This is a genomic window from Brevundimonas sp. AVps23W, assembly GCF_058681395.1.
Window position 1 is genome coordinate 2,883,794 of record NZ_CM178738.1, and the last position, 22,559, is coordinate 2,906,352.

Genomic DNA, 22,559 nt, shown 5'->3' on the forward strand with positions numbered 1-22,559 from the left:
CCTTTCGTGCGCTCGGGACACGAAAAAGGGGCGGCGAATAAATCCGCCGCCCGACCTGTTTTGTAAAGCCCAACCAATCGACTGCAGATCTGTAGTGTCTATCGCTACATTGCTCGAGCGCCTGACAGGGCAAAAGAGCGACCCTACCTCAGATAGTCGGACAACTTGACGGACATCAGGATGTTCAGGGTCGAATAGGAGGTTTGCAGCAGGGTCTCGTATTGGGTGCTGAGGACCGAGGCCTCGGCGAGATCGGCCTCCTTCAGCGTGCTGACCACGGTGGTCAGAGAGTCGCTGCGGGCCGTGGCCTGTTCGGAAATCCGTTCCAGACGTGAGGCGGTGGAAGAGAGGGAGGCGCGCATCACGCCGATGTCGGACCCCGAGGCCTGAACGGCGTCGAGGGCGTCCGCGCTGGACATGGTTCCAGCCTCCAAACCCTTCAAGGTGTCGATCAGGGAGCTTATCGCCGGGTCGGAGGCTTTAACCGACAGCGACAGAACCTGACCGTCCGAGGTCGTATAGGCGCGCGTTGTCCCGGAGCCCGTGTAATAGGCGTCCGCATCCGCCGCATCCCAGGCGTCCAGATCCACGGCCTGCGCGTCCAAGGCGTCGCCGGCGAACAGGGCCTGATCGCCATATGTGGTGTTCAGCACGCTTTCCAGATCATCGAGCCAACCACTGGCGAGCGAAGACAGAGTGGTGCTTTCCTCGCCGTAGGTGGCCAGCGAGGACAGAATATCCTGGGTCAGATCAGAGATCGATCCAAGCGCCGAATAGGACTCCTCGACCACATTGAGGGCGCTGGTGGCGCTGGCGGACTCGACGTCCGCCGCAGCGATCTCGCCCTCGTAGCGCGCGATGGAACTGGTCGCCGCCCCATAACCGCCAAAGGTGTCGCTCTTCAGCCCCGACGCCGTCTGCGCCTGAACATCCGCCAGCCGCGCCTGACTGACCATGGTCCGGTCCAGAGCATACAACGTCTGACTGAAGGTGGAGACCCGCCCGATCATGACGCCACCATGCTGATCAAGGCGTCGTACATGTCCTGGATGGCCGACATCAGCTGGGCCGTGACTTCGTACTGTTGCTGATACAGGCTGACCAAGGCGGTCTGCTCGTCCAGGTTCACGCCTGTCGTGTTACTCAAACTGTTGGCGTAGCCGTCCCGCAGGGCCGTGGCGCTGGTGGCGGTGCTGGCCGCGGTCGATACGGTCGTCGCGGCGCTGGACAAGACATCCGTCGCATAATCCGACAGGCTGCGGCTGCGCGCAGACAGGTTTCCGGATTTCGCGAAGGACCTGTCTTCGGTCATGGCCGTCAGCAGGGCCGTGCTGCCGCCGGTCCCGCCCGAGGCCACGGCCGTCTGACCGACTGTGGCGGTGGTATCCAGGCTCGACGTCGCCAGAAGGCTGGGGTTCGCCGAAAGGGCGGACGAGACGCGAATATTGGAGGCGTCGTCGCCGGAAAAGACGTCGTTGAAGCCCATCCAGTCGGATAGGGTCTCGCCCGTGTCGGTCAGGGCGACGGAGGAGTCCAGAACGACGCCGCCCGAACTGCTCGAGATGGTCAGCTTGCCGTCGGTTATGCTCGCGCTCACCCCGCTGACGCCATTCAACGCATCCACCAGTTCCCCAACGGTGGTGACGGACGACAGGTCGATCTGGTCGATGGCGGTGGCGACGCCGCCTGTGGTCGATTGCACCACGCCCAGGGTTCCGGTCAGCGAAAGGGGCGTGTCCGCCGTGACGGCGGTCGTCGAGGTCAGGCTTCCGGGCGGTGAGGCGGAGCCGGTGGAGGCGGCCGTGTTGAGGGCCGAGATCAGGTTCGTCGCCAGACTGTCCAGTGCGTCCTGCTCAGCCGGCAGTATCTCGTCGCGCAGATCGATCAGGGCTCCAAGCTCGCCCCCGCTCAGGCTGGAGGTCACGTCCCGCCCGTTGACGCTGACGCCGGAAAGGCTCGTCGGATAGGTGGACTCGGAGGTCACGGTCCCGGACGCGGTGAACGACAGGGTGCTGACGGTCGTTCCGACCAGCATCTGCCCTCCGGCATAGACATTCAGTCGGCCCGTGGTGTCCGTATAGCTGGTGACGCCGATCAGGCCCGACAGCGTCTGCAAGGCCGTATCGCGCGAATCCGCAAGGCTGGCCTGATCGCCCTGCCCCGATACGATCTGATCGTTCAGGCTGTCGATCTCCTGCAACAGACCATTCACCTCATCGACCGTCGTCGCGATCGCTGCGTCGGCGTCTGATCGAAGATCCTGCACGCCGGTCGACAAGGTGCGCAGGCCGTCGGCGAGTTCGGTCGCGGCGCTGACTACGGCGGCGGCGTCGGTGTCGCCCGTGCCTGCGGACAGGCTGGTGAGATCGGTCACCAGCGCCGAAGTCAGGCTGGCGATGTCGCCGCCGCTGGAGGTGTCGCCCAGGACGGTGTCGTAACGCGCAAGATAGCTGTCGACCGTCTCGGCGTAACCGGCCGAGGCGCTGCTGGTGATCAACGACTTCTGCATATAGGTGTCGGTGACGCGCGACACCTCGCCCGTGCTGAGCGCCAGGGTCGTCGTCTGGGTCGTCGCCGAATAGGTCTTGGTCGTGTAGCCGTCAGTGCTGGCGTTGGCGACATTGGTATTGCTCAGAGCAATCTGATACTGAGACGTCGTCAGCGCGGCTGAAGCGTTGGCGAGGGCTCCGGTCAGGCTCATTTCCGCCTCCGCGCGCCCAGCCGTCCGCCGGCCGCATAGGCGCCCGCCGCTCCAGTCCCGCGATTCAGCCGCACAATCTCCGCCGAGGTTTCGATCATGCCGGCCCGCAGGGTTTCGGCCCGTCGCTTCAACGCGGTTTCAAGCAGCCGGACATCACTGATCAGCAAGGCCTTGTCAGACCAAGGCAGGGTCGCCAACCGGTCGGCCAGGTCGCGCGCGATCGCAGCGGCCTGTTCGTAGCTTTCGACGATGGGGCGATCGAAGCCGGTGCGCCGCGAGCGCCCGGCCCGTTCGACGATACGGCCGATCTCGTCCATCAACGCACCACGGAGATCAGGGTGTCGAACATGTCCTTGACGCTGCCGACGACCTGGGACGCGGCGGAATAGGCCTGCTGGGCCACAATCATCTTATTGAACTCGGTCGCGGTGTCCGAGGTCGAGCCTTCCAGGGCGCTGGCCACGATACTGCCCGAGGCGCCGACGCCCGACAGGTTGATCGTCGCCGATCCGCTGAGGTTCGTGGACTTGAAGGTCGTGCCGGAAACCTGGGTCAGGCCTTCCGAATTGGCGAAGGTCGCGACCGGAACCTGATAAATGGTCTTCGTCAGGCCATTGCTGAAGGTCGCCTCTACCTGGCCCCCGTCATTTATGGCGACGCTGGTCAAAGATCCGGCGACGATACCGTCGTTGGAAATGCTGTTGACGGTGAGGGTGGGCTCGTTACCGCCGGAGTCGGACTGGGTGACGCCTGAGGATGAGCCGATTTCGCCCAGATCCATTTCCACCGTGGCGTCCGCAGCGCCATTGGTGAAGCTGAAGGTCACATCCGCCGGATCCGGGCTGATGGTGGCGGGAAGCCCGCTAGTGTCGAAGGTGATCGAGATCGTCGTGGCGCTGGCCGTGCCTGTCTTCTCGCCCGTCGCCGCCGAATAGGGGTCGCCCGTCGATAAGGTCCAGGTGTTGGTGGCGGTCTTGGTCCAGGTCTGATCGACGATATTGGTGGCGCCGAGACTGTCGACGACGGAAGCGGTGGAGGTGAAGGTGTCGCCCACTGCCGCCTCGGCCGGAAGGATGGCGGAAACGCTCACGGTAGAGGTGGCCTCGGCCGGGCTGGTCAGGTTCGAGAGGTTGATCGTCTCCAGCCCCGAGCTGCCGCCGCCGACGACATTACCGTCCTCGTCGGTCGGGTAGCCCTGCAGATAGTAGCCCTCGGAGTTGACCAGATAGCCGGAGGCGTCGGTGGAGAAGCTGCCGTTGCGCGTATAGGCCAGGTCGGAAGTCGCGCCGGAGGTGTTGTCCGCGACGATAAAATAACCCGAGCCGTTGATCGCGAGGTTGGTCTCGGTCGCGCTGGTCGAAATCGTGCCCTGAACCGACATGGCGCGGCTCATCGAAGTGGTCACCCCGCCGGCGGCGGCGCTGGACTTCATGCTGGCGCTGACCAGGGCCTCGAACGAGGTCTCCTTGGTCTTGTAGCCGGTGGTGGAGGAGTTGGCGATGTTCTCGGAGATCGCCGACAGAGCCGCGCTCTGCGCGGTCAGGCCCGAAACGGCCGAAGAAAGAGAGGCGGAAAGGCTCATGGAATGTTCCTCAGGCCTGGCCGTAGAAGGCGAGGACGGCGGCTGGATCGATGACCGCGTCGCCCGCCTGGTAGGTCGTCACGCCTTCGTCGAAGACGACGGCGTCCAGGGTGGCGAATGCGGTGACGGCGTTGGACGTGGAAGCACTGTCCGCGTCGGTGGAGACCGAGGTCAGGGTCAGGATGTCGCCCTCGGCGACGCCGCTCATGTCGGACAGGCTCAGAGACAGCCCGTGCTCGCCGTCGCCGGTCTCGCCGGTCCCGCTCCAGACGACGTCGCCGTCCTGATTGGTGACCACCAGGGCGGTCGAGGCCTGCGCGCCGTCCACGGTGTAGGTCCAGCTGGCGGAGCCGTCCTGCACCGGCGCCATGGCGCCGTCGTACTCGACCTTCTGACCGACATAGCCGGCGTTCTGAGTGGTCATCATCGAAGTCAGCGATGACGAGAGGCTTTGCAGCGTCTCGTTGCTCTCAGTCTGCTGACCCAGCTGTGCATAGCTGACGATCTGATTAGTATATTCGTTGACGTCAGTAGGTTCGAGCGGATCCTGATTCTGCAGCTGCGTCGTCATGAGCTGCAGGAATTCCTGCATATCGATGGTCGTGGACGCCGACGAAGACGAAGTCGTCGCAGGCGCCGTGGCCGTTGTTGTCGTTACGTTAACCGAGGTCATGGGTCGCCGCCGAAGCCGGTGGATGTCACGGCTTCAACGAGGCGACTGGCGCCGATGGGGCGCACAAAATTTCAGCGCCCCATTTGGCGGCGCCGCTCCGTTTCTCTGTCGAAGGTCTGGGCCAGAAGCGCCACGCCCTTCCCGTCGAGCGTTCGCCCGACGGTGTTCAGTCTGGAGAGAATGAGGAAAGAATGCCTAGTATCTCAACCAATACCGCCGCCAACACCGCCCTGCGTTATCTGAACGCCAACTCCGACGCCCAGTCCGCCTCCCTGGCGAAACTGTCCAGCGGACAACGCATCCAGAGCGCAAAGGACGATGCAGCTGGCCTCGCCACCTCGACCAACATCTCCGCTGACGTGGTGGTGATGGAACAGGCCGCCATCAACGCCCAACAGGGAACCGCCGTGCTTCAGACGGCCGACGGCGCCCTGTCTCAGATCAGCGACATCCTGCAACGGATGAAGGCTCTGACGGCCCAGTCCCAATCGGGCTCGGTCGATGACGATGGGCGGGCGAACATCGACGCAGAGTACCAGCAGCTGGTTGAAGAAATCGACGACATCGCGGAGTCGACTAACTTTAACGGCTCAGCTCTGCTCAGTGGTGAAGGCGATTTCGCCTCCGGCGTCTCATTCCTCCTGGGCACCGCCAGCACCGATACGCTGACGATCACCATAGATGGCGCGACGGCGGAAGACTTGGCTGTCAATGACACCGACGTCACCACCTCGGAAAATGCCACCGAGGCGATGGACGCGGTCGACGCGGCGATCAACACCATCTCGACGGCTCGGGCGAATGTGGGCGCAAGCCTGTCGCGCTTCGAGTATCGGGCAAGCGTCATCGACACTTCGCTCGAAAACCTTGAGGCCTCCAAGTCGGCCATCTCGGACGTCGATCTGGCTAAGGAACAGACCAACTACACGAACCTGTCCACCCTGACGCAGGCCGCTATCGCAGCCCTGGGCCAGGCGAACAGCATGTCGTCGCAGTTGCTCAAGATCCTGCAATGACAGCGCGGGCGGGGGCTCGCCTCCGCCCGTTCCCTTTGATCTCCAGGACCGCGCCCGGACAATCTCATGAGCACAGCTTCAACCGCCGGCGTCTCCACCAGCAGCGGCGCCAGCTACATCACCTCGACAGCGTCCGGACTCGACACCGACGCTCTGATCGAGACGGCCGTAGCGCAAAAGACCGCGCGCGCCGACACCCTCGACGCGAAGATCACGGCTAACGAGGCCGAGATCGCCGCCTACGAGGAAGTACAGACCCTGGTCACCGCCGTATCCGACGCGATCGAAGGCCTGGCCCTGCCGGCCTATTCCAGCCTGGGGTCCGAGAATTCGTTCGACTCTCGCAGCGCGGCGCTGAGCAGCAGTTCCGGCGGGTCCGTCACCGGCCTGGCCGTTGATGTGACCAGCGAGGCCATCAACGGCGACTACGAGATCGAGGTGCTTCAACTGGCCCAGGCGATGAAGGTCAGCGCTTCGTCAGGCTCCTCCACCAACGCCATCGGCGTGGCAGGCGTAATGTCGCTGGGCGTCGAGGGCGGAGAGTCGGTTGAAATCACCGTAACCGCAACCACGACCCTGAGTGATCTCGCCAAGGCGATCAACGCCCAGAGCGACACGACCGGCGTCCAAGCATCCCTTATCACCCTGGACTCATCGACCGTCCAACTCGTGTTGTCGGCGACCGACACCAATCAGACCATCGTCACCTCCTCCGTTTCGGGCGATGACGTCGCCCAGGCCATCGGATTGACCGACGAAACCGGCGCCTTCGCCAATGTCCTGCGCGAGGCCCAACCGTCCATCATCACCGTGGACGGGGCCACGGTGACGCGCGACACCAACGAACTGACCGATGTCATCGAAGGCGTCAGCCTGTCGTTATCGGGGGTCACAGACGGCGCCGCCACCCTGACGGTCTCCACCGACTCTTCGGCGGTGAAGACGGCGATCACCGATTTCATCGAAGCCTATAATGCGCTGAAGCAATATATGCTGGACCAGTCGGCCGTCTCTTCAGACGGGGGAGCAGACGAAGACGCCGTCCTGTTCGCCGACTCAACCCTGCGGATGTTGAACTCCACCCTGCAGACCATGATCAACTCCGGCAGCGACGCCGCCGACGACGACATCACCCTGTTCAGCGACATGGGCATCACCTGGACGTCGGAAGGCCTTCTGGAGCTCAGCGACGAGACGGCGCTGAACGACGCCATTCTTTCCAACCTCGATGCGGTCGAGAGCTTCTTCGAGACCGACTTCTCCGCCTCGGACAGCAACCTCAAAATGCTGGCCAACAACACGACCAGCTCGCTGTCGTTCACCCTCACCATAGTCACGGACGAAACGGGCGCCATCACCAGCGCCGCCGCCGACGGCGACAGCGCCGCCTTCACCGTCTCGGGCTCGCGCCTCGTGGGCGCCGAAGGGAGCATTTACGAGGGCCTTACCTTCACCCTGTCGCCCGCGACCGCAGGCGATATCTCTGTCTCGATCCAGCAGGGCTTCGCCAATCTGATGGTCCAGACCCTGAAGCAGTACGACGACAGTTCGACCAGCCAGATCCAGCAACGGATCGACACCCTGACCGATCTCAACACCGACCTTTCGGACCGCTCGGACAAGATCCGCGAGGACGCCGAGACCTACCGCACCAAGCTTGTGACCAAATACGCCAACATGGAAGCCGAACTGGAGGCCGCCCGTCTGCTGCAAGAGCAGATCGAGGCCATCCTCGGCACGAGTGACGATGATGAGTAACGCCGCCTATTCCCGCGCCATCGCCGGCTACCGCGCCAGCAGCCAGTTGGCGCTCAGTCCCACCGATATCGCCCTGGCCCTGCACCAGAAACTCTACTCCGCCGTGGCCTCGGCAAGATCTGCCGATGAGCAAAATCGGCTGGACGAGATGGTTTTCCACCTCGGCGTCGCCAACCAGATCATTAGCGCGTTGAAACTCCATATGGATTTTGCCGCTGCTGGCCCTGCAGGCGCTGATCTGCGGCGGTTCTACGCCCAGACCCATCGCTCTGTCCGACGCATCGGAATGCTACCAAAGCGCAACAGAGAGTGGTCAATCGTAACCGATCCAATTCAAAACATGGTACGTTCGATTATAAATATATCCCGACCGCAACAACTAACGCCGAATAATACAATACAGTAATAATTTCTCGTTGGCACGCACGTTGCTTTTCACTGATCGACCTAACGCAGGTATTGATCATGCACTCGTACGCGCTTCACACCTTCAACCACCAAGACATCGCACCGATGGTCGATCGCGCCGTCGCGTCCGACCAGGAACTCTATGAGGCCATGCGCGCCGGTGATGATCTTTGCTTGCGAACGCTGATGGAGCGGCACCGGGGAATGGCCCATGCCGTCTGCCGCAACATCCTCGGCGACGAGGTCGAGGCGGACGACGTGGTGCAGGAAGTCTTCTTCTCGCTGTGGAAGCGGGGCGGCTGGACCCCCGGCGATGTGCGCTTCACGACCTGGCTGCACCGGGTGCTGATCAACCGCTCGATCGACCATCGCAGACGGCGTCGCGATACGCCGACCGAGGCCGACGTACTGAGCAACGCGGTCGAGGATTTCGGCGACAACGGGCCTGACGCAGAGGAACTGATCACGCGCCAGGAGACGGCCGATCGCCTCCGCGCTGCGCTGCTTCGCCTACCCACGGCCCAGCAACGGGTGCTGAGCCTGCACTATTTCGAGGACGCCGACGTGCCGGAGATCATGGCGCGGTTGGCGGCCACTGAAAACTCGGTGCGTTCCTTGCTTAAAAGAGGCAAGGTAGCGCTCCGGGAAGACCTACGGAAACAGAAGAAGATCTGGACCCATGACCTTGACCGAACTGCACGCCACGCTTGACCGACTAGGCCCCGACATCAGCGCCTGGCCATCGCCCCTGGCCGAACCGGCGCTGGATCTGATCTCGGTCTCCGACGCCGCCAAGGATCTGTTCGCCGCTGCAACCGAGGCGTCGCAGCGCGCCAGCACCACGCCTGCGCTGCGTTGGGAGACGACGGCCACGGCTGCGCCCTAAAACGCCGGTTGCGTCAGTTCCGAAACACGACGGCGCAGGCCTGAACGCCTGCGCTTCACTGCCGAAACAAGTTCACCGCACAACCGCCACCGGGACCAAGAAGTGTGCGCCCCGACAATGTCGTCGTCGGGATATTTGCTCAACATGCTTTCAAGGTTCGCCACAGCGGCCGCCATTGCGCCGCTCGTGCTGGCTTCGGCCGCCCATGCCCAGGTCGACATCGGGTCCAAAAAGACCGCCCCCGTACTGACCTCGACGGTCTCCAACGGTTCCGCAGCCGACCTGACCGTGTCCGAGGACGGCTCGGTCGTGATGACAGGCGGCGTGGCGATCACGGGCGATTCGGACAATGACATCGTGCTGGAGGAAGGCTCCTTGATCACGATGGATGAGGCCGAGGACGGCGACACCGGCATTCTCCTCAAGGCGGGTCAAACGGGCGACCTGACGATGGGCGGCGGCATCTCGATCACCGACGACATCGACAGCTACGAGGACGAGGACGACGACGGCGACTACGACGGTCCCTACGCCAGCGGCAGCGACCGCTACGGCATCCGCCTCACCGGCAACGGGGTCCGCACCGGAGACATCCTGGTCGAGGACACGGGCAGCATCGCGGTGCAAGGCGACGACTCCGCCGGCATTTCGATCGAGAGCGCCCTGGCCGGCGACCTGACCGTCCTCGGTTCGGTGTCCGTCACGGGCGACCGTGGCGTCGGCGTACGGATCGCGGGCGACGTCGATGGCGACATCCTGCTGAGCGGCAGCTCGATTTCGGTGACCGGCGAAGACTCGGTCGGCGTGTCGGTCGAGAACGCGGTCTCCGGCGCCCTCCAGATCCAGTCCACCGTCACCAGCAACGGCTACCGATACACCTACCAACCGACCGCGGTTGCGGATCTGGACGAGGACGACGCCAAGGACGTGAAGCTGTCCAACGACACCCTCTATCTGGAAGACCTCGATGCGGACGATCTGCTGCAGGCCGGGTCGGCCGTTCAGGTTTCGGCCAGCGTCAGCGGCGGCATCCTGTTGGGCGCCGCGCCCTCCTATGACGACTCCGACGGCGAAGACGGCGACGATGATCGCGACGGCGTCACCAACGGAAATGAGGACGACGACGGCGACGGAACCATCAACGCCGACGACGACGACCGCGACGGCGACGGGATTCTGGAAGACAACGAGAGCACCTCGTCCATCACCACCTATGGCGCCGCCCCTGCCCTGGCCATCGGCGCCGAGACCGGCGACATTGTCATCAGCGCCTATGGCGACAGCGGCTATGGCCTGATCAACGAAGGCTCGATCACCGCTTCCGGCATCTTCGACGACGTCGCCACGACCGCCGTCCTGATCGGCGGCGGGACGGGGTCCACCCTGATCCAAGGCGGCATACTGAACGACGGCTCGATCACCGGCAGCTCGAGCGAGGCCAACGCCACCGCGTTGCGGCTGGCGTCTGGAGCCACGGTCTCGACCCTGCTCAACAGCGGATCGATCACAGCGTCCGCGACCACGGAAGCCACGGACGTCTCCACCGCCTTGAAGATCGACGCCGACGCCTCGCTGACCAGCATCGTCAACAGCGGGACCATCTCGTCCTACATCTACGGCGAGGCGGGCGACGCGGTCGCCATTCGCGACGCCAGCGGTTCGGTCACCAGCCTGACCAACAGCGGCGGGATCTACGGCTACATCGTCGCGACCGACAACGACGACGACGACGAGACGGACGATGAAGAGATCACGGGCGCGACCATCGCCATCGACTTCTCGGCCAACACCACCGGCGTGACGATCACCCAGCGGGCGGACGCCAACGAACTCCTGTCCGATTACGACGGCGACGACCTGTATGACGACGAAGACCCGGACGACGACGACGACGGCATCCTCGACGCCGAAGATGACGACGACAACGACGACGACAATGACGGGGTCGCCGATGCGTCGGAGCCCTATATCGTGGGCGACATCCTGCTGGGCTCGGGCAACGACGTCGTCGATATCCAGAACGGCTATGTGATCGGCGACCTGTCGTTCGGATCCGGAGCCGACAGTCTGTCCATCAGCGGCGACGCCACCTATCAGGGCGAACTGTCGGACGCCGACGGTCTGCTGGACATCAATGTCATCGACGGGACCTTGCAGGGCCTTCAGGGCGAGACCCTGAACCTGACCAGTCTGACGGTCGGCGAGAGCGGCGAGATCTACTTCACCGTCGATCCGGCCGCCGACACTGCGGGCGACTATGTCGTGTCCGGCGCGGCCGTGTTCCAGGACGGGGCGACGATCAGCGTTCACCTCGACTCGCTGGTCGACACCGACGGCGAGACCTATCGTCTGCTGACGGCGGGTTCGCTGTCTTACGGTGACGTTCTGGGGACCGACCTGACCGGCAGCTCGCCCTATATGATCGTCTCGGCCCTGTCGGGCGACGAGACGGCGGGGACCATCGACGTGAACCTGCGCAAGCGGACCACGACGGAAATGGGTCTGTCGGGCGTCGAGACGGCGGCCTATGAGGCCTTCTACAGCGCCTTGAGCCGCGACGAAGACGTGATGGACGCCTTCCTGGAGCAGTCCACGCGCGAAGACTTCATGAACCTGTACGAGCAGACCCTGCCGGACCATTCCGGCGCCACGCTGATGTCGCTCGCCAGCGGGGTGGAGGCCGTGACCCAGGCCCTGGCGAACCGCAACAGCACCGCCGCCGTCGGCGAGGTCAGCGGCTGGGTCCAGGAGATCAACTTCTACGAGGACAAGGACAAGACCGACACCTACGGCTATCGCTCGGAAGGCTTCGGCGTCGCGGGCGGCGTGGAGAAGATGACCGACAAGGGCGCCGTCGGGGTTTCGGTGGCCCTGGCCTCGTCCGACACCCAGGATCCGGAGTCGGAGGCCGAGGAAGAGCTGTCATCCAACCTGCTGGAGCTGGGCCTGTACTGGCGCGCCCAGGGGCATGGATGGAGCGGCTGGGCGCGGGGCGCGGTCGGCTACGCCATGTTCAACAGCACCCGCACCCTGGTCGGCGACGACGTCTATCTGAGCACCGACTCGGACTGGGACGGCTATACGCTGTCGGCCGCCGGCGGCTTCTCCTACGAGCACCGGTTCGGGCGGCTGTCGCTGCGGCCGGAAGCCTATGCCGAGTACTTCAGCCTGTCGGAAGGCTCGCGCCGCGAGTCGGGCGGCGGCGACGCCTTCGACCTGGAGGTCGACGGCCGCGACGGCCATGTCGCCAGCGCCACCGCCGCGCTGAAGATCGGCTACGGCTTGGGCCGGGACCAGATGTACCGTCCGGAGCTGAAGCTGGGCTGGAAGGAGATCCTGTCGGCCGACTATGACGCGACCACCGCCCGCTACATCAGCGGCGGCGAGAGCTTCAGCCTGACCGGCGAACCGATCAGCGGCGGCGGGCCGGTGCTGGGCCTGGGCATGACCATGGCCAACGGCCTCAGCTCCCTGACCATCTCCGGCGACGCCCAGCTGCTGGAGGACTATGTCCGCTACAGCTTCCTGCTGCGCGCGACCTTCCTGTTCTAGGAGAGGCGGAAATAGACTCATTCCACCCTAAAAAAGAGAGTCTATTTTCGTCTATTCTCGGCTCGGGGCTTGGGCGGAGACGTCGGGTCGGATTGAGATGTCAAAGACCGGGCGCGATTATAACCCGGCGCCGAACGGCGCCGAGCTCAGGCGTTGTTTCCGTCACTAACATTCTGAAAAGACGGTTTTATTTCGTAAGAATTGGGCGCGCCGCTCCATCCAAATCGTCACCCTCGGGCTCGTCCCGAGGGCCTACGCTGGACGTCCCACGACCTGCGATGCAGAGACGGCGTCTGAGCACTAACCTGCGCGCGGAAAGGTGGGCCCTCCGGACGAGCCGGAGGGTGACGGCGTGTGGGACGTGAGCGTGCGCGCGTGATGGGCAGCGGTGAAGGATGATCCGCTTCGTTGTCACCACGCCCTGTTGAAGCTAGCCTAGCCTCCCCAGACGGCCATTCGACGGGCTGGTTGCGCCGATCAGGGCGGCCGCCGGAACTGTCCGGCGATCCGAACGCTGTGCCAGCTATCGTCACACTTGGAATGGTGCTTTGAGGATCGCCTGCTCCCTCGTCGTCCTGCCAATCCTAGCCTTGGGCCTATCCGGCCTCGGGGCCTGCGGCTCCGTGCCTGGCCTATTGGGCGTACAGCTGAACCGGGATCAAGCCTCCCAGGGCGGAAAGACTTTCGGCGATGGCGTGGGCCAGGCGGCGACGGCGCCGCTGGACGATCTCAACCTGCGGCGACAGGAGGTGCCCGAGATTCTGATCACCGCGCGCCACGCCCCCTATGCGACGGCGGGTCTGCAGCGCTGCTCGGCCATCATCGCCCAGATCGACGCCTTGGACGAGGCCCTCGGCCCCGACGTCGATCAGGAGACGCCGGCGACCGGCACGGGCGACCAGGCCGCTAACGCCGCGCTGGACATGGTTCGCGACACTGCCACCGATTTCATCCCCCTGAGGAGCTGGGTGCGTCGGCTGTCCGGCGCGGCGGCCCATGATCGGGAGGTTCAGGCGGCGATCCGCGCCGGCCTTGTGCGCCGCGGCTTTCTCAAGGGCATCGCTCACCAGCGCCGGTGCACGCGGGCGGCGGGATAGGCGGCGGTCGGGGAGAAGTGGATCGGCGTCCGGCGAACAAGGGGCTGGCAAGCGCTGAGACCGGCCATTCCCGATCTGCCTGAAAGACGACATCCCCTCTGGCGCCGATGTCGGCTTCCGGGACTGGCGCCCGTCGCACAAATCGCCCCTTAGCGGACCTTAGCCAATGCGCGAAGCGTGAGACCCGGAAGACGGATCGTCAGAGCTGTAGGGCAAACCGGCCGCCGTGATCGCGCTCGCCACGGCCTCACGCACGACGCGGCCCAGATAATCAGTGGCCGGGGTCGCGCTGGCCTGATGCAATCTCAGGGCGATCCTCGGCAAGGCGGGCCAGCCGGCTTGCCCGCCTGGCGAGGCGCTTAAGGAAGGTGGCAAGCCGATTGGCGTACGCACTGTGACGCCGAAACCCGCTTCCACCGCAGCCCATAGGCCGCTTAGGCTGGCGCTCACGAATGATGGGCGCCAACTGATGCCGGCCGCGTCGAGGGCGTCGACACCCGCCGTGCGAAACAGGCAAGGCGGCTCGAACATAACCAGAGCCTCCTGGGCGGCGGGCGGCCTCGGTGCGGACCGCTGACCGATCCAACACATGGGCGCCACCGCCAGGATTTCGCCCCCTGTGGCTCCCTCGGCTCCCCAGGTCAAGGCCAGGTCAAGCGAACCGGCCTGGATCCTGTCCAGAAGATCGCGATTGCGCGTAACCCGTACCTCGATGCGTACCTTGGGGTGGGCGCGAGCGAAGGCGGCCAACATGGACGGCAGCAGGGTTTCGAAATCTTCCTGCACGCCGAGGCGAACACCGCCGTCCAGATCGCCGCCGCGCACAGCGCTCAACGCCTCATCGTTGAGTTCGATGAGCCTTCGGGCATAGCCGATCAGCACCTCGCCCGCCGGCGTCGGCTCCAGTCGGCGCCCGGCCTTACGCAGTAGAGGCACGCCGGTCTGCGCTTCCAGCTTATGCATCTGAGCGCTGAGCGTTGAGTTCGAACGCCCCAGATAGTCTGCCGCCTTGCTGAAACTCTCCAACGAGACGCCAGCCAGAAGGCCACGCAAGGCGTCGAGATCAAGATTGGTGCGTATCATTCGAAAAAACAGGACAGTTCATCGCGATATTCCCGATAGACCAAAACGTCTCACGTCACCATCCTGCGCTCGGAAAACGGAGATAAGTCATGTTCAAGGCCCTCAGCCTGGCAGCGGTGTTTGTCGCGATAGCGGCGCCCGCTGTGGCCCAAACAGCAGCGGACGCCAAGGCGGTGGTCAGCGTCGTGCGCACCCCGATCCTTGGCGCCCAGCTGTCCGAGCCCAAGATGATCGACCATGTGCGCGGGGTCAGCATGACCTTAGCGCCCGGCCAGCGCTCGGGTCGCCATGAGCACCCGATCCCGGTCGTCGGCTACGTCGTGCGCGGAACCATCACCTTCCAGGTCGACGGGCAGCCGGCTCACACCCTGCACGCGGGTGACGCCTTTTTCGAGCCAGCCAACACGGCGATCGCGGTGTTCGACAACCTGTCGGCAAGCGAGCCGGCAAGCTTCATCGGATTCTATTTGATGGGTTCGGGTGAGACCGAAGTCGTACGAGCGGCTCAATAGGACATCGCCGTAAGGCGAGGACGCAAAGTTTTGAGTGGCTCAACTCGGTGAGAGAGAGCGGTGGTCTAGGTCCGAAATTCACCCTTTCCAGCCCGTTGGAATGTCCGTTTCTTTGCGCTGCGACCCGGTTTGCTGCCCCCGCAGCGTGGGCGAGGGTGACGAAAGGCGTGGCGGGGGCAGGCGATAGCGAGGTTGGACACATTCAGCCCGTCATCCTCGGGCTTGACCCGAGGATCGGGTGCGGATCGGGCTGTGCGCGCGCGGCAGACGCAATGCCGCAGCCCCTCCCCGCAAGCGGGGAGCAACCATGTCAGCTCTCCACTGGCCTCCTACTTTCGTCATTCCGGGCGGAGGGCCGCTTGGCCCGGAAACCCGGAACCCAGCGGCGCGCGGGAGCGCGAAACTGTCGCGGACTCGGTCGTCCAGCATCGTGCAGCTGAACCATTTCGCCTTCGGCGCCGCTGGGTTCCGGGTCTCCGCTGCGCTGCGCCCGGAATGACGAAAGGAAAGAGGACGTCGGCGACCTCCGCCCCTCGCCTGCGCGAGAGGGCGGAGCCTTCGATCAGGTGTCGGCCTGCCAGCCGCCGGCCAGCGCGCGGAACAGGGCGATCTGGTAGGTGGTGACCAGGGCGTCCGACTGGGCCAGGGCGGCGTCGGCGGCGGCTTGGGTGCGTTCGGCGTCGAGCACCACCAGGAAGCTGTCGGCGCCGGCGTTGAAACGCTGACGCGACAGGTTGGCGGCGCGGGCGGCCTGGTCGCGGGCCTCGCTCAGGGCGGCGCGGCGGTCCAGTTCGTTGGCGTAGTTGCTGAGCGCCGTCTCGGTCTCTTGCAGGGCCGTCAGCACCGTCTGGTCGAAGGTCGCCAGGGCCGCGTCGGAGCGGGCGTCGGCGGCCTTGATCTGGGCGCGGGCGGCGAAGACGTTGGGGAAGGACCAACTGATCAGCGGACCGAAGCTGAAACGGTAGTTCTGGTCGTCGCCCAGTTCGCTCGATTCCAGGGCCGCGGAGCCGATGGAGCCGCCCAGGCTGATCTGCGGATAGAGGTTGGCGGTGGCCACGTTCACGCGGGCGGCGGCGGCGGCCAGATTGGCCTCGGCTTGACGCACGTCGGGGCGACGCGCCAGCAGGGCCGAGCCGTCGCCGACCGGGATCGGCCGGCTGAGTTGCGGCGGCCGGACACAGGCGGCGGCGGCCTGGCTGGCCTCGGCCGGGGTGACGCCCGTCAGGGTCGCCAGCCGGAACAGGGCCTCGTTGCGGGAAGCCCGCAGGGTCGGCAGGGTCGCCGCCGTCTGGGCCAGGGCCGCACGGGCGCTGGCCACGTCCAGGCCGGTGCCCGCCCCGCCGTCGAGCAGGGTCTGGGTCAGATTGGCGGTGTTGCGTTGCAGCTCCAGCGTCCGTTCGGCCACCGCGATCTGGGCGTTGGCCGAGCAGGTGTCGGCATAGGCGCGGGTCGTCTCGGCCGCGACCGAGACCTGGACCGTGGCCAGGGCGGCCTCGGCGGCGCGGGCGTCGGCGCGGGCGGCGCGGATGGTCGATTCCACCCGGCCGAACAGATCGACCTCATAGCTGGCCGTAAGACCGACGTCATAGGTGTCGACCTCGGGCGCGTCCTCGCCGGCGGGCAGGCCGGTGACCGTGGAGGCCGAGGCGCGGCTGCGCTGAGCCTGGGCGCTGGTGGTCGTGGTCGGAAACCGGCCCACGCGCGCCTCGGACAGGGACGCCCGAACCGCGCGCAGGTTGGCGAAGGCCGCCTCCAGCTCGTTGTTCTCGGCGAAGGCCTGACGGATCAGGCCGTCCAGCGTCGGGTCGTCGTACAGCCGCCACCAGTCGTCTCGCGCCGGAGCGGTCGAGACCGTGGTCGAGGCGGAGCCGATGAAGGCGCCCGTCCCGGCCACAGGCAGGTCGGCGGCGGGCGCCCGGGGCCCGACCGCGCAGGCGGCGAGCAGGGCGCCCGAAGCCGTCAACTGGGCTGCGGTGGTCAGGAAGCTGAGGGTCTTGGTGCGGGTCATCAGATGTCCCCTCCCCGCCCGGTCGCCGGAGCCGGCGCATCGGGATCGGTCAGGCTGGAAGTTTGATCGTAGCGGACGGCTTCAGTCTTGGTCGGCGTCGGCGTCTTGCCTTGCGGCAGTTTGGACGACATCCAACGGGTCACGACATAGAAGACCGGCGTGAAGATCAGGCCGAAGAAGGTCACCCCCAGCATGCCGGAGAAGACCGCCGTGCCCAGCGACTGGCGCATTTCGGCGCCGGGGCCGGTCGCCAGCATCAGCGGCACGACGCCGAGGATGAAGGCAAAGGAGGTCATCAGGATCGGGCGCAGACGGCTGCGGGCGGCGTGCACGGCCGCGTCGAAGCGGTTCATGCCCTCCTCCTCTTCCGCCTGTTTGGCGAACTCGACGATCAGGATGGCGTTCTTGGCCGCGAGCGCGATCAGAACGACCAGACCGATCTGGACCAGGATATTGTTGTCCAGACCCCGCAGGTTCACCCCGATGATGGCCGCGAGCAGACACATCGGCACGATCAGGATGACCGCCAGCGGAAGCGTGAAGGCCTCATACTGGGCCGCCAGCACCAGGAAGACGAAGACCACGGCCATCAGGAAGATCATGGTCGCGCCCGATCCGGCCGCCTTCTGCTGATAGGCCAGTTCGGTCCACTCGTAGGAGAAGCCTTGCGGCAGGGTGCTGGTCGCCATCTGCTCCATGATGCCCAGAGCCTGGCCGGAGGAGACGCCCATGGCCGGATTGCCCTGAAGCTCGGACGCGGGGAACAGGTTGTAGCGGACGATCCGCGACGGGCCTGAGTCATTGACCAGGTTCGCCACCGAACCGATCGGCACCATGGCCCCGCTGGATGAGCGGGTCTTCAGGTTGGCGATGTCGGCGATGTCGTCGCGGTACTGGGGCTCGGCCTGGGCCGTGACCCGATAGGTGCGGCCCAGCATGTTGAAGTCGTTGACGTAGGACGAGCCCAGATAGACCCCCAGGGTGTCGAACACGGCGCTGGGCTGAACGCCCATCATCAGCGCCTTGTCACGATCCACGTCGGCCGAGATGCGGGGCGAGCCGGTGTTGTAGGTCGAGAAGACTTGGCTGACCTGATCCGGGGCCTGGGCGGCGGCGCCCATCATGGCGAAGGTCGCCCCCTCCAGCGCGCGGTAGCCGGCGCCCGAGGTGTCCTGGATCATCATCTTGAAGCCGTTGCCGTTGCCCAGACCCTGGACCGCCGGCGGGGCGATGACGAAGATCTGCGCGTCCTCGATCGAACCCGTGGCCTGGGTGATGGCCCCGGCCAGGGCCGCGGCCGCCTCTTGCTTGGTCCGGTCCTCGAAGGGGCTGAGACGCACGAAGATGGTGGCGGCGTTGGAGCCGAACGAGAAGCTGGCGCCGTCGAGGCCGGCGAAGGCCACGGTGCCGTCGACGCCCTTGGTGTCGCGGATGATCTGGCTGGCGCGTTGCATGATCGCTTCGGTGCGATCCAGCGAGGCGCCGGCCGGCAGTTGGACGATGCCGATCAGGAAGCCCTGATCCTGCTCGGGGATAAAGCCCGACGGCGTATCGACCAGACGCCAGGCGGTCAGGCCCAGCAGACCGGCGTAGATGATCAGGACCAGGCCGACGGTGCGCACCAGGCGCGCCGTCAGACGGCCGTAGCGATCCGACAGCCAGTCGAAGCCCTCGTTGAACTTACGCCCGGCCCAGCCGCCGTAATAGACGACGGAGCCCAGGACGCCCGGCTTGCGCGCCTTCTCGTGGTCCTTCCTGTGCGGCTTCAGCAGCAGGGCGGCCATGGCCGGCGACAGGGTCAGCGACACGAACAGGGAGATGACCGAGGCCGAGGCGATGACCACCGCGAACTGGCGATAGAAGATGCCCGGAATGCCCGGAACGAACATGGTGGGCACGAACACCGACACCAGCACCAGGCCGATGGCGATCAGGGCGCCCGAGACCTCCTGCATCGATCGATAGGCGGCCTCCTTTGGAGACAGGCCTTCGCTGATGGCCCGCTCCACGTTCTCGACCACGACGATGGCGTCATCGACGACGATGCCGACGGCGAGGACCAGGGCGAACAGGGACAGCGAGTTGATCGAATAGCCCAGGGCCAGCTGCACCGCGAAGGTGCCGACCAGGGCGACCGGAATGGCCACGATGGGAATGATGGCCGCGCGCCAGGTCTGAAGGAAGATCATGACCACGATCACGACCAGGATGACGGCCTCGACCAGGGTGTGCTGAACCGACTCGACCGAGGCGGCGACGAATTCGGTCGGGTTATAGGGGACGGACAGCTTCATGCCGGCGGGCAGTTCGGCCTGGACGGCCTCGACCTCGGCCAGGACGCGTTCGGCGGTGCCCAGGGCGTTGGCCCCCGGCTGCTGAACAATGGCCAGACCGACGCCGCGCTCGCCGTCGAAGAAGCCGCGGATGCCGTAATCCTGAGCGCCCAGTTCGATCCGCGCCACGTCGCGCAGATAGGTGACGCGCCCTTCGCTGTCGGTCTTGAGGACGACGTTGGAGAACTGGTCGGGATCGGTCAGACGACCCTGAACCTGGATCGGCAGTTGGAAGGCCGAGGCGTTGTTCGCGAACGGGGGCTGGCCGATCGAGCCGGCGGCGGCCTGGACGTTCTGGGCCTGAAGGGCGGCGACGATGTCGGGGCCGGTCAGGTTGCGCTCGGCCGCCTTGGCCGGGTCGATCCAGATCCGCATCGAATAGTTGCCGCCGCCGAAGACCTGGACCGCGCCCACGCCCTCGAGCCGCAGCAGGCGGTCCCGCAGGGTCGAGTTGCCGTAGTTGCCGACATAGTCGTTGCTGAGCGAGCCGTCGGGCGAGGTCAGACCCAGCACCATCAGGAAGCCGCTCTCGGCCTTGTTGACCACGACGCCGGTCTGGCGGACCGCGTCGGGAAGACGGGGTTCAGCCAGGGAGACGCGGTTCTGGACCAGCACCTGGGCGGCGTCGAGGTCGGTGCCGGGCTGGAAGGTGACGGTGATGGCCACCGCCCCGTCCGAGGTGGACGACGAGGTGATGTACAGCATGTCCTCGACGCCGTTCACCTCCTGCTCGATGGGGGCGGCGACGGTTTCGGCCAGGGTCTCGGCCGAGGCGCCGGGATAGGTGGCGTTGATGGTGATCGTCGGCGGCGCGATCTCCGGATACTGCGACAGGGGCAGCAGCGGATAGGCGAAGACGCCGATGATGGTGATCACCACCGAGATCACGGCCGCGAAGATCGGCCGGTCGATGAAGAAGCGGGATATGTTCATGGCTTAGTCGCCGGTGGAGAAGCTGCTGGCGAACGAACCGGTCGAAGCCGGCGCCGCCTGGGTGACCGGCGCGTCCGACGCCTGTTCGGCGACGGGGGCGATGCGGCCGTTCTTGGGCGTGACCTTGGAGCCCGGCTGGGCGGCGCGCTGGAGACCAGCGATGATCACGCGGTCGGTCGGGGCCAGGCCCGACTTGATCACGCGCAGACCCTGGACGATCGGACCCAGCTGGACGGGCTTGGCCGTGACCGACCCGTCGGCGTTGACGACCGAGACGATGCGGCGCGACTGATCCGTGCCGATGGCGGTGTCGGGCACCAGCAGGGCGTCGTAGGAGCCGGCGCCCGCGACCTGGGCGCGGCCGAACAGGCCGGGACGCAGGAAGCCGTCGCCGTTCGACACGATGGCGCGCATGCGGATGACGCCCGAAGACGTGTCCAGCGCATTATCCGAGAAGTCCAGGCGGCCGGTGCGGGTGAAGCCGCTTTCATCTTGCAGGCGGATGCGGACCGGGGCGCCGTTGGCGGCGCCGCCGTCGCGCAGATATTTCAGCAGGACCGCTTCCGACCCGTCGAAGACGAAGTGGATCGGACCGCCCGAGATAATGGTGGTCAGGATGTCGCCGGCCGAGGAGCCGCCCGCGACCAGATTGCCCGGATCGACGCGACGATCCGAGACGCGGCCCGAGGTCGGCGCCGTGACGCGGGTGTATTCAAGATCCAGTTGAGCCGTCCGCACGGCCGCATTGGCGGCGGCGATATTGGCCACGGCCGCATCGACCGCGGCCTTGTTGGCGTCATACTCGGCCTTGGACACCGCCTGCGAGGCCAGCAGGGTCTCGCTGCGGGCCAGGTTGGCGCGGGCCAGGGTCAGCTGCGACTGCATCTGCGCCACCTGGGCCTGGGCCTGAGCCAGAGCGGCCTGGGCCGGACGCGGGTCCAGGGTGAACAGCAGCTGCCCCTTCTGGACCATCTGGCCGTCGCGGAAGTGAACGGCCTGGACATAGCCGCCGACGCGGGCGCGCACGTCCACGCTCTCGACCGCTTCGAACCGGCCCGTGAATTCGTCCCAGTCCACCACCTGCTGCTGCAGCGGCGTAGCCACAGTCACCGGCGGGGCGCCGCCGGGCGCCTGGCCTTCAGCCTTCGGGGAACATCCATAAAGCGCACCCGTCACCATGACGGACACGGCCGCAATCTTCAGCCCGCGCATCTGCGCAATCTCCCTGTCGGAGGTAAATCCCAGTCGTGCGGACAGAGGCCGATGGGGAGTCGGCCGTTGTCAACGCATGGTGACTTAATGCGAGGCATCGTGGAGCTTGTCAACAGGCGTTGACAAAGCCATATGGTGTCTACGGTTATTGATTTCTGGAGTGTCACCCCCTTGTTATGTCCCGGCCCCCGCCCGAGGAACGCCGCTGCAACCCGCACGGCCATCCTTGACGCTGCACGCGAAAGATTCGCGGCCGAGAGCTATGACGACGTGGGCATGCGCGACATCGCGCGGGATGTCGGGGTCGATGCGGCCCTGATCAGCCGCTATTTCGGTTCGAAGGACGATCTGTTCGTGGCGGCCCTGGACAGCTGCGGTGACGGCACCGCCCTGATGTCCGGCGAAAAGGCCGACTTCGGCCGGCGCGTGGCGCACGAGGTCGTGTTCGAACCCAAGAAGGCCGAAAAGCTGAAGGGCATGTCGATCATGCTGCGCTCGATCGGCTCGGCCAAGGCGTCGGAGATGGTGCAGACCAGTTGCACTCATCGTTTCTTCGGCCCTCTGGAAGACTGGATCAGCGGACCGGACGCCAAGGTGCGGGCGCGTCTGCTGGCCGGTTTCATCATGGGCATGTCGGTCAGCCGCGAACTGGGCGGCGGCAGTTTCGATATCGAACAGGCCGAGTGCGAAAAGATGCGCGACCGGCTGGCGCCGATCCTTCAGGCCCTGATCGACGGCTGACGAGCCCCTGGAAATGAAGAAGGGCGCGGAGGCTTCCCTCCGCGCCCTTTGTCTTGTTCAGGCC

18 protein-coding genes are annotated in these 22,559 nt (G+C 65.5%); 9 read left to right on the forward strand and 9 right to left on the reverse strand.

Annotation, left to right across the window (positions count from 1 at the left end):
- Positions 1-143 precede the first annotated feature (143 nt).
- Genes ACW177_RS14025 through ACW177_RS14045 form a run of 5 tightly spaced genes read right to left on the reverse strand, consistent with a single transcriptional unit; the run spans position 144 to position 4,956 of the window.
- On the reverse strand, positions 144-1,010 hold the full coding sequence (locus tag ACW177_RS14025; RefSeq protein ID WP_492026291.1) for a flagellin: 867 nt from the start codon (positions 1,008-1,010) through the stop codon (positions 144-146).
- Positions 1,007-2,701 carry a flagellar hook-associated protein FlgK gene (gene flgK / locus ACW177_RS14030; protein ID WP_492026292.1) on the reverse strand — a complete coding sequence of 565 codons (1,695 nt, stop codon included), beginning with the start codon at positions 2,699-2,701 and terminating at the stop codon, positions 1,007-1,009. Before flgK ends, ACW177_RS14025 begins: the two co-directional genes overlap by 4 nt.
- Complete coding sequence (locus ACW177_RS14035) at positions 2,698-3,018, reverse strand: hypothetical protein (protein WP_492026293.1); 321 nt, start codon at positions 3,016-3,018, stop codon at positions 2,698-2,700. The genes flgK and ACW177_RS14035 overlap by 4 nt, the downstream gene beginning before the upstream one ends.
- Positions 3,018-4,283, reverse strand: coding sequence for a flagellar hook protein FlgE (gene flgE / locus ACW177_RS14040; RefSeq protein WP_492026294.1), 1,266 nt, complete (start codon positions 4,281-4,283; stop codon positions 3,018-3,020). The genes ACW177_RS14035 and flgE overlap by 1 nt, the downstream gene beginning before the upstream one ends.
- A gap of 10 nt (positions 4,284-4,293) precedes the next feature.
- Positions 4,294-4,956, reverse strand: a complete 663-nt coding sequence (locus ACW177_RS14045) for a flagellar hook assembly protein FlgD (protein WP_492026295.1) — start codon at positions 4,954-4,956, stop codon at positions 4,294-4,296.
- A 191-nt stretch (positions 4,957-5,147) separates the two neighbouring features.
- On the opposite strand from ACW177_RS14045, the gene ACW177_RS14050 reads away from it, so the two are divergent.
- The 7 genes from ACW177_RS14050 (at position 5,148) to ACW177_RS14080 (ending at position 13,673) form a co-directional block, all read left to right on the forward strand.
- The gene (locus ACW177_RS14050; protein ID WP_492026296.1) at positions 5,148-5,972 is read left to right on the forward strand and encodes a flagellin; all 825 of its coding nucleotides are present in this window, start codon (positions 5,148-5,150) and stop codon (positions 5,970-5,972) included.
- 66 nt (positions 5,973-6,038) lie between these two features.
- Positions 6,039-7,730, forward strand: a complete 1,692-nt coding sequence (fliD, locus tag ACW177_RS14055; RefSeq protein WP_492026297.1) for a flagellar filament capping protein FliD — start codon at positions 6,039-6,041, stop codon at positions 7,728-7,730.
- Positions 7,720-8,136: a flagellar protein FliS gene (locus ACW177_RS14060; protein ID WP_492026298.1), complete on the forward strand. Its 417-nt coding sequence runs from the start codon at positions 7,720-7,722 to the stop codon at positions 8,134-8,136. Before fliD ends, ACW177_RS14060 begins: the two co-directional genes overlap by 11 nt.
- Positions 8,137-8,243: 107 nt before the next feature.
- Positions 8,244-8,849, forward strand: a complete 606-nt coding sequence (locus ACW177_RS14065; protein ID WP_492026299.1) for an RNA polymerase sigma factor — start codon at positions 8,244-8,246, stop codon at positions 8,847-8,849.
- Positions 8,818-9,024 carry a hypothetical protein gene (locus ACW177_RS14070; protein ID WP_492026300.1) on the forward strand — a complete coding sequence of 69 codons (207 nt, stop codon included), beginning with the start codon at positions 8,818-8,820 and terminating at the stop codon, positions 9,022-9,024. The genes ACW177_RS14065 and ACW177_RS14070 overlap by 32 nt, the downstream gene beginning before the upstream one ends.
- A gap of 144 nt (positions 9,025-9,168) precedes the next feature.
- Positions 9,169-12,576 (forward strand): autotransporter family protein, encoded by a 3,408-nt coding sequence (locus tag ACW177_RS14075; RefSeq protein WP_492026301.1) that lies wholly within the window; start codon positions 9,169-9,171, stop codon positions 12,574-12,576.
- Between the two features lie 623 nt (positions 12,577-13,199).
- Positions 13,200-13,673, forward strand: a complete 474-nt coding sequence (locus tag ACW177_RS14080) for a hypothetical protein (RefSeq protein ID WP_492026302.1) — start codon at positions 13,200-13,202, stop codon at positions 13,671-13,673.
- Positions 13,674-13,832: 159 nt separating this feature from the next.
- Here ACW177_RS14080 and ACW177_RS14085 read toward each other — a convergent pair whose 3' ends face one another.
- Positions 13,833-14,756 (reverse strand): LysR substrate-binding domain-containing protein, encoded by a 924-nt coding sequence (locus ACW177_RS14085; RefSeq protein WP_492026303.1) that lies wholly within the window; start codon positions 14,754-14,756, stop codon positions 13,833-13,835.
- 89 nt (positions 14,757-14,845) lie between these two features.
- Between ACW177_RS14085 and ACW177_RS14090 the strand changes: the two genes are divergently transcribed.
- A complete protein-coding gene (locus ACW177_RS14090) occupies positions 14,846-15,268 on the forward strand; it encodes a cupin domain-containing protein (protein WP_492026304.1) in 423 nt (140 codons plus the stop codon).
- Between the two features lie 562 nt (positions 15,269-15,830).
- Here the strand turns inward: ACW177_RS14090 and ACW177_RS14095 are convergent.
- Genes ACW177_RS14095 through ACW177_RS14105 form a run of 3 tightly spaced genes read right to left on the reverse strand, consistent with a single transcriptional unit; the run spans position 15,831 to position 21,754 of the window.
- Positions 15,831-17,276: an efflux transporter outer membrane subunit gene (locus ACW177_RS14095; RefSeq protein WP_492026305.1), complete on the reverse strand. Its 1,446-nt coding sequence runs from the start codon at positions 17,274-17,276 to the stop codon at positions 15,831-15,833.
- Positions 17,276-20,542, reverse strand: a complete 3,267-nt coding sequence (locus tag ACW177_RS14100; protein ID WP_492026306.1) for an efflux RND transporter permease subunit — start codon at positions 20,540-20,542, stop codon at positions 17,276-17,278. Before ACW177_RS14100 ends, ACW177_RS14095 begins: the two co-directional genes overlap by 1 nt.
- A 3-nt stretch (positions 20,543-20,545) precedes the next feature.
- Complete coding sequence (locus tag ACW177_RS14105; RefSeq protein WP_492026307.1) at positions 20,546-21,754, reverse strand: efflux RND transporter periplasmic adaptor subunit; 1,209 nt, start codon at positions 21,752-21,754, stop codon at positions 20,546-20,548.
- Between the two features lie 276 nt (positions 21,755-22,030).
- On the opposite strand from ACW177_RS14105, the gene ACW177_RS14110 reads away from it, so the two are divergent.
- Positions 22,031-22,495: a TetR/AcrR family transcriptional regulator gene (locus tag ACW177_RS14110; RefSeq protein ID WP_492026308.1), complete on the forward strand. Its 465-nt coding sequence runs from the start codon at positions 22,031-22,033 to the stop codon at positions 22,493-22,495.
- Positions 22,496-22,559: the final 64 nt, after the last annotated feature.